This is a genomic window from Streptosporangium saharense, assembly GCF_014203715.1.
Lineage (GTDB): Bacteria > Actinomycetota > Actinomycetes > Streptosporangiales > Streptosporangiaceae > Streptosporangium > Streptosporangium saharense.
In genome coordinates, this window is record NZ_JACHJP010000002.1 from 346,286 (window position 1) to 360,175 (window position 13,890).

Genomic DNA, 13,890 nt, shown 5'->3' on the forward strand with positions numbered 1-13,890 from the left:
CGAGCACTTCAGCTCGTGGTTCTCTCATGCCCGAAGGAGCAATGCACATGGCGCTTCGCAGCCTGCTCGCCAAGGACTGGATCCTGGAGGTCAACACCTCCAGCGGTGCCAGCCCCACCTGGACCACCGTCAAGGGGCTGACCAAGCTCGAGTTCGGCCTGGACAGCGAGACCGAGGACGACAGCGACTTCGATTCGGACGGCTGGGCGAGTGAGGTCGTCACCCAGCGCAAGTGGAAGCTGGAGATCGAGGGGCGCCGCAAGCGCGACTCGGCCTCGGTCTCCTTTGTGCCCGACCCCGGCCAGGAGTTCCTGCGGCAGGCTGGACTCGTGGTCGGCGTCACCGCCAACGTCGAAGTCCGCTGGTACCGCAAGGACGGTTCTCCGGACGCCTTCGTCGGCACGGCCGCGGTCCAGTACAAGGGCGGCGGCGGCGAGGTCACCGACCTGGAGCCGTTCGAGGTGGAGCTGACCGGCCAGGGCAAGCCGACCGCGATCGAAAACCCCACGGCGGCCTGACGCGATGGCCACGTTCGCTGACCTCAACGACTTCTTCCGCGATGGACTGGACCTTCCCATCGGCGGCAAGGTGTACCGCGTCCCCCCGGCCGACGCCGCGACCGGCCTGTTCTGCCAGAAGCTGATGACCGTCGGCATCAACGCCGCCAACGGCAAGCAGATAGACGAGGCCGAGCTCACCGACGACGGAGAGAAGGATCTGTACCGCAGGGTTCTCGGCACCGCCTTCGACGAGATGATCGAGGACGGCGTGTCCTGGGCCAAGATCAAGCACTGCGGGATCACCGCGTTCCTCTGGATCGCGGGCGACGAGGACAGCGCCGCCAAGTACTGGCAGGCCGACCCGGAAGCGGAAGCCCCGAAGGAGACGGCTCGGACGGCGGGCCGGTCGACCCGCTAACGGGGCTACGTGAGTGGTACGACCCAGGCGACGGCCTTTCCGTGGACGGATCGACCGTCGCCTGGGCCGACCTGTTGGAACGATGGTCTCTGGTCGAGGCCGACCTCCACGCCGAATACGGCGTCGACCTCGACGAACCCGGCCTGCTCACCTCCCGCTCTTGGCGGTGGCTGCGCATTCGAATTCTCGGGCTTCTGTCCGCCGACTCGCGGACGGCCCGCTCCCTCACCCCTGATCACGACGATCCCCGGAGGTGAGCCGTGGCATTGAACGTCGGCGAGCTGTACGCGACGCTCGAACTCCGCGACCGAATGACAGGCCCGCTCGGCAGGGCGACGGCTGGAATCAAGGCCCAGGCGACGGGCATACACGCCGCCATGATCGCTGTCGGCATGGCGGCCGCCCGGATGGGCGGCGCCGTCGGCCGGGGGGCCAGGTCGTCGGCTTCGGCACTCACAACGGCGGGGGCGTCGATCGCCTCGACCGGAGCGAAGTCAGCGGGGCTGCTGGCCGGGCTGGGCGTCGCCGGTGTGGCGGTCGGCGGAGGTCTGGCGCTGGCGTTCGCCGGCGCGGTCGCCGGGATCGCCAAGCTCGGTATTTCGGCGGCGATGGCCGCTCCGCAGGTCAAGGCGGCGTTCGCCGACCTGGGGATGTCGGTCAAGGCCGATCTCGCGCAGGCGGCGTCGGTGTTCGAGGGGCCGCTGGTGCAGGCCGCGGGCTCCCTGAAAAGCACGTTCTCCTCTCAGATCGCGCCAGCTCTGGGCAACATGTTCTCCACGCTCGCTCCACTGATCGGGCAGTTCACCACCGGCCTGAGCTCGTTTCTGAAGCCTGTCCTGCCCGCCGTGCAGGGGCTCGTGGCAGCGGTCGCTCCCATGCTCAGTCAGCTGGCCGGGTCCCTCGGCACGTTCGGCGGCCAGATCGCCGGATTCATGGCACCGATCACCCAGGCCATGTCGCAGAATTCGGGGCTGCTGGCGACGCTCGTGACCGGGATCGGCGGTGTCCTCCAAGCGCTCGGGCCGTTGCTGGGCGCGTTCGTACAGCTCGCCGGTCAAGTGGCCGGGCCACTGATGGCGGGCCTGAGGCTCGTCGCGCAGACCCTGTCGGCACAGCTGGGACCGGTGCTGGTACAGCTCGGCCCGCTGATCGGCAGCCTGATCGGCCAGTTCGCACAGATCCTGGTCGCGATCATTCCGTTGCTGCCGCCATTCCTGCAGCTGGCCGCCACACTGGCAGGCGCGCTGATGCCGGTGCTCACCCAGATCGTGCAGGCTCTGGCGTCGGCGTTGCAGCCGATCCTGGTGGCGTTGCAGCCGGTCCTCGCGGTTCTCGCGTCGGCGTTCGGCCAGGTGATCACCGCTCTGCTGCCGATCCTGCCGCCGATCTCACAGCTGATCACCGCCCTGCTTCCGATCATCGTGACCCTGCTCAAGGCGCTCACGCCGATCCTGACCCTGCTGGCGACCGCCTTCGCGAAGGTGGTCGGGGCGGTGGCTCCCTTCCTGCCGCCGCTGGTTCAGCTCGGCACGGCGGCGCTGCCGCTGATCCTCAGCGTCGTCCAGGCCGTCGTCAAGCTGTTCCAGGGCGACTTCAAGGGCGCATTCAAAATCATTGAGAATGCGGTCGGGGCCTTCAAGAAGACCATCACCGACGCCTTCACCAAACTCCAGACTCTCGGAACGGATCTGGTCAACGGCATCAAAGACGGCTTCACGAAGGCCTGGAACGCCTTCGTGAACACCATCAGGAACCTCGCCAAGGGTGTCGTGGACACCGTGAAGGGGATCTTCGGGATCTCCAGCCCGTCACGGGTGTTCGCGGGGATCGGCTCCGACGTCGGCAAGGGTCTCGTCGTCGGTCTGACCGGCCAGGAGTCCACGATCAAGGAGACGGCGGGCAAACTCAGCAACGCCGTGATCAGCGCCTTCAAGGCAGGGGAGATCAGCGAGGGCGTCAAGGACACTCTCGTCGACGCGGTGAGCTCGGGCAACGCCAAGCTTCTGAAGCTGGCCCGGGAGCGCGAGACCATCGCCAAGGCCATCGCCGACGCCATGCAGTACGTCGGCCAGGTCTCCGACCAGGCCCGTCAGTTCGCGTCCCTGTCGAACATCAACTTCGGCACCGACGCCCAGGGTAAGCAGAATCCGGCCACCGCGGGCGGCATCCAAGCCGGGTTGCAGGCCAAACTGACGCAGGTCCGCGCCTTCGCCAATGTGATCAAGAAACTCGCCAAGAGGGGCCTGAACAAGGCGCTCCTCCAGCAGGTCATCGAGGCCGGCCCCGAAGCCGGAACCGAACTGGGACAGGCGCTCCTGGCCGCCGACTCAAGCACCTTCAAGAGCATCAACAGCACGCAGGCCGCGATCGACAAGGCGGCGAAACAGGCGGGCAAGAACGCCGCCGACGCGATGTTCGACGCGGGCAAGAACGCGGGAAAGGGCTTCCTCACCGGCCTGATCAGCCAGAAGAAGCAAATCGAAGCGGCCATGCAGAACATCGCCGACGTCCTGGTCACCCGGATCAAGAAGACGTTGAAGATAAAGTCGCCGTCGCGGGTGTTCGCCGCGATCGGCGGCCACACCATGGCGGGCCTGCGGCTCGGCATGGTCGGATCCTCGGCGGCGGTCATGACCTCGGCACAGCGGATCGCCGGCCAGCTCACCCGCACCTTCGACCCGCGGCTTCGGGTCGGCTCGACCGGACGGCCGGTCCAACCGGGCCGGGCCGGCGGACCGGTCACGGTGCACGTCACCAACCACTATCCCCAGGCCGAGCCCACCAGTCGCACGGTCAACCGAGGACTTCAGTACGCGGCCATGGTCGGCCTGGTCTGACGGCCACGGGTCTGTTCGTCCGTACACCCCACCCGGCGGCCTCAGACGCTGCGGAGCCGCCCGCGCCACCGCGTTCTCACAAGTCACAGGAGATGTACGGATGCCGACCTACAGCCTCGACGGCGTCGCGCTGGATCATCCGGCGGGTTGCTGGCGCCTCAAGCCAGGCACCCGGCGCCGCCCGCTGCCCGGGGTGCGCTCGGTCGAGGTCGTCATGCCCGGCCGCGCCGGGGAACTGCCAGTCCTCGGCCTGGATCACGAGACCACGTCGTTGCCGCTGGAGTTCTCCGTCACCTCCCGCACCCCGGGAGGAGGCGACGGCGGCTACGAGCAGATGGAAGCCAACCTGGAGGCGCTCAGCGCGCTGCTCGGGGTGCGCCACCGGCTCATGACACTGCGATACGAAGCCGGGACGATCGTGCGGGTCGCCGACGCGACCATCACCTCCGTCTCCGAGCCCGAGATCAACACCGGGGCCGCGCGCGCCCGGCTGACCGCCGTGGCCCGGATTCCGGGTGTGTACTGGCGTGACGAGTTCGCCACCACCTGGACGGGCTCGGCGAACGCGGCGAACCAGGCGGTGGCCACGCTGGCCGGGGCGACCGGCCCCATCACCGACGCACTCATCCGCGTCACCGGCCCGGCGGTCAACCCGGCCGTGGTCGACGTCGCGACCGGGGCCACCGTGACTCGCCCGTCCGGCCTGCTGTCCACCGAGCGACTGATCATCGACTGCGCGACCATGCGCGCGGCGAAGGCCACCGTCGACACCTGGGATCCGACACCCGGCCCGAACGTGACGGATGTGACGGGCACCGTCCAGACCACCGGTCCCGGCTCGGCGTTTCGCTGGCTGCATCTCACCCCGGCCGTGGGGGCGGGAGACCCGTTCTCCCGAGTGGTGCTCATCACCGCGACCGCGACGTCGACCACCGGAGCATCGAAGATCGAAATTCGGGCTCGGCGCTCCTACCTGTGAACTTGCGTCCCCGACGCTGATCCGGCCGGTGTGGATTCAATGGGATGGCCCCTTCGCGGCTCCACCCATGCGACCGCAGGTCATCCGGAATCGGACATGAATCACTGAGGCAGCGACCCGCGCAGAGATCGGCCGAATCCGGTCGCGACAGGAAACGTGATGGACGGGGGACATGTGCAAGTGATCACTCCGGGTGGACCGCAACGGTACGCGTTGCGCTTGGCGGCCTACGCCCCGAACGGGGCGCGGCTGGGACTGCTGCCCGCCCATCTCGGCTGGGAGGCGGCCCTGCCTCTCAACGACGTCTCCAGCCTCCGGCTGGCCTACAGTTCCCTGGCGCCGGGGGCTTCCCGGCTCGCGCAGCCGTGCGAGATCGCCGTGGAGTACAGCGTCGACGGCGGCCCCTGGACCGAGCCGGAGAACGGCCGCTTCCTGAGGATCAAGCGCGGCGGCGACAGCACCGACCGGATGGGGGCGTTGTCGTTCGACTGCCCCGGCTGGGCCTGGATGCTACGGAAGGTCGTCCTGTATCCGGATCTCGGCATGGTGGACGGCAAGCGGCCGTTCACCACGACGACGCCGGGTGCGATCCTGGCCACGCTGGTCAACGAGGGCCACGGGCGCGACACACTGCTCGGCCTGAACATCGACTTCGACGACGAGACCGACTCGGCCGACCACGCCTGGGCGACGACCATGACGCTCGGTCTGGAACCCGGCGTGGACCTGCTCGCCCTGCTCATCAACCTGGCCGAGCAGGGCGTCATCGACTGGTGCATGCAGGGCCGCACGCTGCGGGTGTTCAACGCCGACACCGCGCTGGCCGTCAACCGAGCGACCGGACCCGGCCCGGTGGAACTGCGGCTCGGCCGAGACATCGACTCCGCGCCGGACGACGCCACGCTCGAGGACGCCGCCTCGGCGATCCTCGTCGTGGGGGAGGAGGGGCTGCGGGTCGAGGTGACCAACCCGTCCGCGACCATGCCGTGGGGCCGATGGGAGTCCTACCAGGCCCAGGGCGGCGTCACCGACGAGGGCACCGCGCGGCTGCTGGGCGACAACGCGCTGCAGCGCGCAGGCGGCGAACGGGTGCAGCTGACCCGCTCCATCACGCCGTACGAGGCCCGGTGGCTGCCGCTGGAGCACTACGCGCCCGGCGACTACATCCGGGCGCCCGGCGACCAGGGCGTCCTGCAGAGCTTGCGGGTACGGCAGGTCACGCTGTCGTGTGACTCCTCCGGGGTGGTCGGCGGCAACCTCACCCTGAACGACCGCTTCCTCGAGCGCGACATCCGCCTGGCCCGGCAGGCGGCGGGCATCCTCACCGGCGGCGTCTCCTCCGGCGGGTCCGGCGCCGACCCGGCGCCGGAAGACAGCGACCGGGAACCGGCCGCGCCGACCGGGCTGCTCATCTCCCCTGCCGCGTACCTGGACGAGGAGGGCTACGCGCACGGCCAGATCACCGTGTCGTGGAACCCGGTGAGCACGGACGTCAACGGCACCGCCCTGTCGGTGGACGGCTATGAGCTGGTGGGGATCTCCCCGCCGGGCACGGGAGCGGTCCGGGTGCTGGCCACCACCTCCTCGGCGGCCGTCACCTACAGCCCGCTGGAGCCCAGATCGCGCTGGCAGTTCGGGGTGCGGGCGGTCAACGGCAGCACGCGCGGCCAGATCACCGCGTCGGCGGAGATCGTCATCCCGGACGATCAGACACCGCCCCCGGACCCCTCGGCGCCGGTCGTCGACTCCCGGCTCGGCGTGGTACGCGTCACCTGGGACGGCCTGACCGGCTCAGGCACCGGCATGCCGAAGGACTTCGCGCGGGTACTGGTCATGATGCGTGACCCGCTCGACTCCGACGACATGGGACGGGCGGTGGAGTGGCTGGACCGGGCGGGCACCGCCGTGGTTCCCGGCTTGCCATACAACACCGACCGGGAGTTCTGGCTCGTCGCCCTCGATCGCAGCGGCAACGTCAGCGGCGAGTCGGCGCACGTGGTGGCCGCGACGCACCCGCTGGTCGACACCGACCTGATCGGCCAGGTGATCGACGGCGCGACCGCGATCATCGACGGCACGATCCCCGCGAACGCGAAGATCACCGCCGGGACCATCACCGGAGGGCTGATCCAGGCGCTGGCGATCGAGGCCGGACATATCAGCGCGAACGCCGTGACGGCTGACAAGATCGAGGCCGGGGCGATCCAGACGGGGCACCTGGCGGCGGCGGCCATCACCGCCGACAAGATCACCGCCGGGGCGATCACCGCGGGCAAACTCAGCGCGGACGCCATCGACGGCCGGATCATCACCGGGTCCGTGATGCGCTCTGCCGCCACGGGCCGCCGCTTCATCCTGGACTCCTCCACCCTGGACCTGCGTTTCTACCCGGGCGGCTCGAGCAACTACTCGCGCATCTACTCCGACGACAGCCTGTACTCCGGCGAGACGGCGCTCTACCTGACCTCGGGCAGCTCCTGGTCGGGCAGCTCGCAGGCCGAACTGCAGGTCGCCTCCCAGTCAGTACGGCTACGCATCCGGGGCGCTTCCGGCAGTTACGACAACGGCGGAAACCTCGACATCACCAACACCTACGCCCGCTATGGCTACAACGACGGTTCCTCCAGTACACAGTGCTACATCCACCTGGACGGCACCGGCTACTACTACATCCGAGGCCGCTTCCGCGACACCATGGCGGCCGACCCGTACGACGCACTCCACGTGGGCTCCTACACCATCGGCGGGGCGGCGACGCCGAACTGGCTGCACATACCGTACGGACCGACGATGGCCACCAACATGGGGCCGGTGTGCACCGTCCGTGACGGCGGCGCGGGCAACAGCTACGGCAACAACTTCACACCGAAGGCCTGGGCCGTCACCTACTCCAGCGTGTCGGGCTTCCAGGTCAACCTCGCCAACTCCACGAGCTTCGCCCTGTACTGGTGGTCGCACCGGCACGCGGGCTCGTCCTAACCACGAGCAGGAGTTTCCGTGCCGCAGATATGGACGATCTGGGACGTCGAGCTGTCGTATGGCCACACCGACTTCCCGGCGACCGGGGACGCCACACAGGTGCCGGCCAGCGGCGGCGAACCGGTGTGGGGGGTGTACGAGGTCGGGGAGAACACCACCGAGTACGGCATCTCCGCCGTACCGCATTCGCTGCTGGAGTGGCGCTCGGCCGAGTACGGCATCGACCACGAGGACATCGACACCCTGATCGACGTCGCCTTGCACGAGCGGTTCATTCCCCACCCGCAGGACGCGCTGTCGTGGGAGGACAAGGCGGCCTTGCCGGTGCTGCAGGCCACCGCAGACCTGCCCACGTGCTGGACGCCGGGAGTGTCGCCCCAGACGCGGCAGCAGGCGCACCTGGAGCGCATCCGCCTGGTCAAGGAGCATATGGTGCGGCTGGAGGCCGCTTCGCACGCCGACCGGCAGGGAGCACTCGCCTTCGTCGGGTCGGCCCGCGTCGCGCCTTCCGACCCGCTGGGGCCGATGCGCGAGGGGATCCGACTGGATCCGGCGCGGGTGGAGGCCAAGCGGCTGGCGGTGGCGTGGAAGCGCGATCAGGGCGCCCCACCGGGGACCAAGCCTCCGGCCACGTTCATGGGGGTGCGCTGATGACCGGGATCGCCTGGGTGGACGTGTTCGTGATCATCGGCATCGTCGGCACGGGAGTCGCGCTCCTGTGGAAGGCGGTGGCCGGCTTGATGGTCAAGGTGCGTCGCCTGAGTCACTTCTTAGACGACTGGAACGGCGAGGCGGCCAGGCCGGGCGTGCCGTACCGGCCGGGGTTCCCCGAGCGGGTGGCGGTGATAGAGCAGGAGCTGCGGCCCAACCACGGCAGCAGTCTGCGCGACGCGGTGGATCGGCTGGAGAGAGGCGTTCGCCGCGTCGAGGACGGCCTGACCACGCACCTGGAGCAGCATCGGCTCTCGGCCGGTCCGATCGTGAACGTCACCACCACGCAGGCCACCGACTCCTACGCCGGTGATGGGCATCAGCAGGGTGCGGCCGCTTCGGAATGAACGTCTTTCCCGTCGTGGACGGCGTGCTGGTCGTGCCCGCCGCCCTCCCCTTCCATGTGCCGACGTCGGTGTACGGCATGACCGTCGCCGAGTGGCTGAACCTCGACCGTGTTCCCGAGGAGGTGAGCGGTGCCCGAACTGTCTGAACACGAGCTGGTAACCGCCGAGATGGACCGTCACGCGTGGGGGCCGACCGAACCCGACGAGGAGCAGGTGCTCCGGCGGCTGGGCTACGTCCTCAACCCGCAGACCGGTGTCTACGAGGGCGATCCCCACGACGAGAACGAGGAGGGACCGCGATGACAGTCGACAGGATGCTGGCTGCCGCGCGCGCCTTCCTCGGCGTCCAGGGGCGTCCCAACGCGATCACTCGCGCCTACGCCCGCCGCAACGGCGACGTCTTCCTGACCGCGCCGTGGTGTGACATGGCGATCACCGAGTGGGCCCGCCGGTCCGGGAACGCCGCCGCGGTACTGCCCAGCGGGGACCGCGCCTACACCGTGTGGCACGCGCAGGACGGCCGACGACTCGGCCGCTGGTATCCCGGCGGGGACGAGAACATCCGCAAGCACGCGAAACCCGGTGCGCTGCTGTTCATGGCGTGGGAGGGGACCGACCGGATCGGCGACATCGACCACGTCGGCATCGTCGAACGGAACCTGGGCGACGGCCGGGTCCAGTCCATCGAAGGCAACACCGGCGACGCGGTCAGGCGACGCGTTCGTTCCTCAAGCGTCATCGCCGGTTTCTGGAACCCACCGTACGGGACCGTGACCAGGCCTCCCAGCCCCGAGCCGAACCCCGAGCAGGACTGGATGGAGGAGATCGTGAAGAAACTGCCGCTTCTCTACCTCGACGAGAAGAATCCGCTCACCGGCTGGCACGTCAAGACGCTGAGCGGACTGCTGTTCGCTCGCGGCTACCCGATTCCGGATGTCGCCGACGCCACCGTGTTCACCCGGCACCACGACGAGCGGCTGCGTTCCTTCCAGAAGGCCGCCGGGCTCACCTCCGAGGGCGGCAAGACCGGCCCGAGGACATGGGCGGCGCTGCTCAAGGTCACCTGACCCGGCTCGAGCCTCCAAACCTGGGATTGTCCGGACTTTCGTGTGTTAGGAGAGATCATGTTCCACTCGTGGATCCTGTCGCTGTGGCGGACCGTCGTCCCGACCCTGGTCGGCGGCGCCCTCGGCTGGCTGGCATTGCGCGGCGTCACCGTCGAGGGCGTGTCGGCCGAGGAGATCAGCGCCGGCGCGGTCGCGCTCGGCACGAGCCTGTACTACGGCGTGTTCCGTGCGCTGGAACAGCGCTGGCCCGCTCTGGGCGTGCTGCTCGGTTCCACCAAGGCCCCGACGTACGAACAGCACCACATCGACCGTTCACCCTGATCGACGCGCACCACGAGGCGGCCTCGCCGCCGACCCCGCAACCGGTGAAGCCCCGCTCGCCCTTCCTTCACGGAAGGGCGAGCGGGGCTTCCCGCTTTCAGAGGACGGTGGCGCCCATCCGCAACCTGTCGCGGAAGATCACGTGATGTGATCCCGTGGATCGATCACGGTCGCGCGCCACTGCTCTACCCTGGGCGGGAACACGTGAAAAGGAGGGTTTTTCCGTGAAGCCCGGGTCGGACGGCCCCTCTGCTGTGAACCTCGACGCTGTCCTCGAACGCATCACCTACGCCAACGAGGAGACCGGCTACACCATCGCCAGGGTCGCCACCGAACGCTCCGGCGCCGACCTGCTGACCGTGGTCGGGCCACTGCTGGGCGCCCAGCCGGGGGAGTCGCTGCGCCTGACCGGCCGCTGGAGCACCCACCCCCGCTACGGCAGGCAGTTCGAGGTGTGGTCCTACACCACCGTGCTGCCCGCCACCGTGCAGGGCATCCAGCGCTACCTCGGCTCAGGACTGATCAAGGGCATCGGCCCGAAGATGGCAGAGCGGATCGTCGCCCACTTCGGCACCGACACCCTCGACATCATCGAGACCACCCCAGAACGGCTGGTCGAGGTCCCGGGCCTGGGCCCCAAACGCACCAAGATGATCGCCGCCGCCTGGGAGGAGCAGAAGGTCATCAAGGAAGTGATGATCTTCCTGCAGGGCGTCGGGGTGACCACCTCCATCGCCGTGCGGATCTTCAAGCAGTACGGCGACGCCTCCATCACCGTCGTCAGAAGCGAGCCGTACCGGCTGGCCGACGACGTGTGGGGGATCGGCTTCAAGACCGCCGACACCATCGCCCAAGCCGTCGGCATCCCGCACGACAGCCCAGAACGGGTCAAGGCCGGGCTGCGCTACACCCTGTCGCAGGCCGCCGACGACGGCCACTGCTACCTGCCCGCCCCCAACCTCGTCGCCGACGCCGTCAAGATCCTCCAGGTCCCCGCCGAACTGGCCCTGCAGTGCCTGGAGGAACTCGTCGCCGAGGAGGGCGTGGTCCGCGAGGAGATCCCCGCGGGGGAGAACACCGTCCCGGCCGTCTACCTGGTGCCCTTCCACCGCGCCGAGTTGTCGCTGGCGGGCGCGCTGCGCGGCCTGCTGAACTCCGGCCACGACCGGCTCGCGGCCTTCGCGGACGTCGACTGGGACACCGCCCTGGCGTGGCTGCGCAAACAGACCGGCGCCGACCTGGCCGAGGAGCAGACGCAGGCCGTACGGCTGGCGCTGAGCGAGAAGGTCGCGGTGCTGACCGGCGGCCCCGGCTGCGGCAAGAGCTTCACCGTGCGCTCCATCGTCACCCTGGCCCGAGCCAAGAAGGCCAAGGTCATCCTGGCCGCCCCCACCGGCAGGGCCGCCAAACGCCTGTCGGAGCTGACCGGCCACGAGGCCACCACCGTGCACCGGCTGCTGCAACTGCGCCCCGGCGGGGACGCCACCTTCGACCGCGACAACCCCCTGGACGCCGACCTGGTCGTGGTCGACGAGTCCTCGATGCTGGACCTGCTGCTGGCCAACAAACTCGTCAAGGCCGTCGCCCCCGGCACCCACCTGCTGTTCGTCGGCGACGTCGACCAGCTGCCCTCCGTCGGCGCGGGCGAGGTACTGCGCGACCTGCTGGCCGCCGAGGAGCAGATCCCCCGCGTACGGCTGACGCACATCTTCCGCCAGGCCCAGGAGTCGGGCGTGGTCACCAACGCCCACCGCGTCAACACCGGCCTGCACCCCGTCCTGGAAGGCATGAAGGACTTCTTCCTGTTCCCCTGCGACGAACCCGAGGAGATCGCGGCACTGACCGTGGACGTGGTCGCCAGCCGCATCCCCAGAAAGTTCGGCCTCAACCCGCGCCGCGACGTGCAGGTGCTGGCGCCGATGCACCGGGGCGCCGCCGGGGCGGGCAACCTCAACACCATCCTGCAGGAGGCCCTGACCCCCTCCCGGGAGGGCATGCCCGAACGCCGCTACGGCGGACGCGTCTTCCGCGTCGGCGACAAGGTCACCCAGCTACGCAACAACTACGACAAGGGCGCCGCCGGAGTGTTCAACGGCACCGTCGGCACCGTGGTCGACATCCGGCCCGACGACCACAAACTGACCGTGCTGACCGACGAGGACGAGAACGTCGAGTACGCCTTCGACGAACTCGACGAGCTCGCGCACGCCTACGCCGTCTCCATCCACCGCTCCCAGGGCAGCGAGTACCCCGCGGTCGTCATCCCGCTGGCCACCAGCGCGTGGATGATGCTGCAGCGCAACCTGCTCTACACCGCGATCACCCGCGCCAAGAGACTCGTCGTCATCGTCGGCTCCCGCCGCGCCCTGGCCCAGGCGGTGCGCACCCGCGGCGCGGGCCGCCGCCACACCAGCCTCACCCACCGCCTGCGCACCCCCTGACCGCCCCCCTGACAGCCCTGGGTGTACGGCGGGCCCGACTTGGATGACAGGCATCGGTTCATGCGCGTGCGTGTCCGGTTACCGCGCGCGGACGCTCCGGCGCCGCGGGGGGCGGGCATCATGGGGCGACCCGATCTGAGGAGAAGCCCCCTTATGTCCTACGGATTCGACCCCGAGCTCGCTCCGTTCACCGTCGACCTGCTGCCCGAACACGACCTTCGTGACACGGTGACCTCCCGGCAGGTCCTCAAGGAGTTCTTCAGCTCGATGCCCGGCGGGTTCCCCGACACCGTCGTGGTCGAGGACCGGCACATCCCCGGCCCCAACGGGGACGTGCGGGTGCGCCTGTACGCGCCGCGTGAGCGCTCGGCCGAACCCGCCCCGGCGATGGTCTTCATCCACGGCGGCGGCTTCATCGTCGGCCAGATCGAGATGGGTGACGCGCTGCTGGCGTCCCTGGCCGAGACGATGGGCGTCGTGTCGGTCTCCGTCGACTACCGGCTCGCCCCGCAGGACCCCTACCCGGCCGGGGTGGAGGACTGCTACGCCGCACTGGTGTGGACCGCCGAGAACGCCGGGGAGCTGGGCATCGACCCCATGCGGATCGCCGTGGGCGGAGAGAGCGCGGGCGGCGGCCTGTCGGCGGCGGTCGCGCTGCTGGCCAGGGACCGCGGCGGCCCCGCGCTGTGCCTGCAGTACCTCGGCATCCCCGAGCTCGACGACCGCCTGGAGACCCCCTCGATGCGCGCCTTCGTCGACACCCCCGGCTGGAGCCGCGACAAGGCCGAGATCAGCTGGGACTACTACCTTGGCGAGGCCCACCGGCCCGGCGGCGACGACGTCCCGATCTACGCCGCCCCGGCCAGGGCCGAGGACCTGTCGGGCCTGCCGCCCGCCTACGTGGTGGTGTGCGAGTTCGACCCGCTGCGCGACGAGGGCCTGGCGTACGCCGCCAAGCTCGTGCAGGCCGGGGTCCCGGTCGGCCTGCACATGTATCCGGGAACCTTCCACGGCTGCTCCTGGGTCCCCGACGCGCAGGTCTCCCGCAGGATGCAGGACGACCTGATGTACGCGCTGCGCCGCGCCTTCCACCCGGTCCACCCGGTCAAGGTCACCGACCCGGCGAACAGTCACTGAACAATCACTGAACAGTCGCCGACCCGCGCCCGTCCGCCCCGGTTCCCCCAGGCGGGCGGGCGTACGGCGTCGCGGGCCGGGGGCCCGTCCGTCACCGAAAGTAACCTAAATGTGATTTAAGTCTCACGAACCGTGCACAGTACCCCAGCGTCA

Annotated in this window: 14 protein-coding genes; all 14 read left to right on the top strand. The window is 69.3% G+C overall.

Annotated elements, in window-relative coordinates; all coding sequences use genetic code 11:
* Positions 1–47: 47 nt before the first annotated feature.
* The 14 genes from FHS44_RS10665 to FHS44_RS10730 all read left to right on the top strand — a co-directional run bounded on the left by FHS44_RS10665 (position 48) and on the right by FHS44_RS10730 (position 13,737).
* Positions 48–518, top strand: a complete 471-nt coding sequence (locus FHS44_RS10665) for a phage tail tube protein (RefSeq protein WP_184713811.1) — start codon at positions 48–50, stop codon at positions 516–518.
* Between the two features lie 4 nt (positions 519–522).
* On the top strand, positions 523–918 hold the full coding sequence (locus FHS44_RS10670; RefSeq protein WP_184713812.1) for a DUF7426 family protein: 396 nt from the start codon (positions 523–525) through the stop codon (positions 916–918).
* 41 nt (positions 919–959) lie between these two features.
* A complete protein-coding gene (locus tag FHS44_RS10675; RefSeq protein ID WP_184713813.1) occupies positions 960–1,175 on the top strand; it encodes a hypothetical protein in 216 nt (71 codons plus the stop codon).
* 3 nt (positions 1,176–1,178) lie between these two features.
* Complete coding sequence (locus tag FHS44_RS10680; RefSeq protein ID WP_184713814.1) at positions 1,179–3,755, top strand: phage tail protein; 2,577 nt, start codon at positions 1,179–1,181, stop codon at positions 3,753–3,755.
* Positions 3,756–3,855: 100 nt separating this feature from the next.
* Positions 3,856–4,734, top strand: coding sequence for a hypothetical protein (locus tag FHS44_RS10685; protein WP_184713815.1), 879 nt, complete (start codon positions 3,856–3,858; stop codon positions 4,732–4,734).
* 219 nt (positions 4,735–4,953) lie between these two features.
* On the top strand, positions 4,954–7,713 hold the full coding sequence (locus tag FHS44_RS10690) for a phage tail protein (RefSeq protein ID WP_184713816.1): 2,760 nt from the start codon (positions 4,954–4,956) through the stop codon (positions 7,711–7,713).
* 18 nt (positions 7,714–7,731) lie between these two features.
* Positions 7,732–8,364: a hypothetical protein gene (locus FHS44_RS10695; RefSeq protein WP_184713817.1), complete on the top strand. Its 633-nt coding sequence runs from the start codon at positions 7,732–7,734 to the stop codon at positions 8,362–8,364.
* Positions 8,364–8,771 carry a hypothetical protein gene (locus FHS44_RS10700; protein ID WP_184713818.1) on the top strand — a complete coding sequence of 136 codons (408 nt, stop codon included), beginning with the start codon at positions 8,364–8,366 and terminating at the stop codon, positions 8,769–8,771. Before FHS44_RS10695 ends, FHS44_RS10700 begins: the two co-directional genes overlap by 1 nt.
* Positions 8,768–8,917: a hypothetical protein gene (locus FHS44_RS10705; protein ID WP_184713819.1), complete on the top strand. Its 150-nt coding sequence runs from the start codon at positions 8,768–8,770 to the stop codon at positions 8,915–8,917. The genes FHS44_RS10700 and FHS44_RS10705 overlap by 4 nt, the downstream gene beginning before the upstream one ends.
* Positions 8,901–9,074, top strand: coding sequence for a hypothetical protein (locus FHS44_RS10710; protein ID WP_184713820.1), 174 nt, complete (start codon positions 8,901–8,903; stop codon positions 9,072–9,074). The genes FHS44_RS10705 and FHS44_RS10710 overlap by 17 nt, the downstream gene beginning before the upstream one ends.
* Complete coding sequence (locus tag FHS44_RS10715) at positions 9,071–9,838, top strand: CHAP domain-containing protein (protein WP_184713821.1); 768 nt, start codon at positions 9,071–9,073, stop codon at positions 9,836–9,838. Before FHS44_RS10710 ends, FHS44_RS10715 begins: the two co-directional genes overlap by 4 nt.
* Positions 9,839–9,895: 57 nt before the next feature.
* Positions 9,896–10,159, top strand: a complete 264-nt coding sequence (locus FHS44_RS10720) for a calponin homology domain-containing protein (RefSeq protein WP_184713822.1) — start codon at positions 9,896–9,898, stop codon at positions 10,157–10,159.
* A 224-nt stretch (positions 10,160–10,383) separates the two neighbouring features.
* Positions 10,384–12,600 carry an SF1B family DNA helicase RecD2 gene (gene recD2 / locus FHS44_RS10725; protein ID WP_184713823.1) on the top strand — a complete coding sequence of 739 codons (2,217 nt, stop codon included), beginning with the start codon at positions 10,384–10,386 and terminating at the stop codon, positions 12,598–12,600.
* A 153-nt stretch (positions 12,601–12,753) separates the two neighbouring features.
* Positions 12,754–13,737: an alpha/beta hydrolase gene (locus FHS44_RS10730; protein ID WP_184713824.1), complete on the top strand. Its 984-nt coding sequence runs from the start codon at positions 12,754–12,756 to the stop codon at positions 13,735–13,737.
* Positions 13,738–13,890: the final 153 nt, after the last annotated feature.

What these genes read in the sequence shown, in the direction of transcription:
- FHS44_RS10715 (WP_184713821.1), top strand. Translation starts at nt 9,071, where the DNA reads ATGACAGTCGACAGGATGCTGGCTGCCGCGCGCGCCTTCCTCGGCGTC.
- FHS44_RS10670 (WP_184713812.1), top strand. Translation starts at nt 523, where the DNA reads ATGGCCACGTTCGCTGACCTCAACGACTTCTTCCGCGATGGACTGGAC.
- FHS44_RS10700 (WP_184713818.1), top strand. Translation starts at nt 8,364, where the DNA reads ATGACCGGGATCGCCTGGGTGGACGTGTTCGTGATCATCGGCATCGTC.
- FHS44_RS10705 (WP_184713819.1), top strand. Translation starts at nt 8,768, where the DNA reads ATGAACGTCTTTCCCGTCGTGGACGGCGTGCTGGTCGTGCCCGCCGCC.
- FHS44_RS10665 (WP_184713811.1), top strand. Translation starts at nt 48, where the DNA reads ATGGCGCTTCGCAGCCTGCTCGCCAAGGACTGGATCCTGGAGGTCAAC.
- FHS44_RS10685 (WP_184713815.1), top strand. Translation starts at nt 3,856, where the DNA reads ATGCCGACCTACAGCCTCGACGGCGTCGCGCTGGATCATCCGGCGGGT.
- FHS44_RS10720 (WP_184713822.1), top strand. Translation starts at nt 9,896, where the DNA reads ATGTTCCACTCGTGGATCCTGTCGCTGTGGCGGACCGTCGTCCCGACC.
- FHS44_RS10730 (WP_184713824.1), top strand. Translation starts at nt 12,754, where the DNA reads ATGTCCTACGGATTCGACCCCGAGCTCGCTCCGTTCACCGTCGACCTG.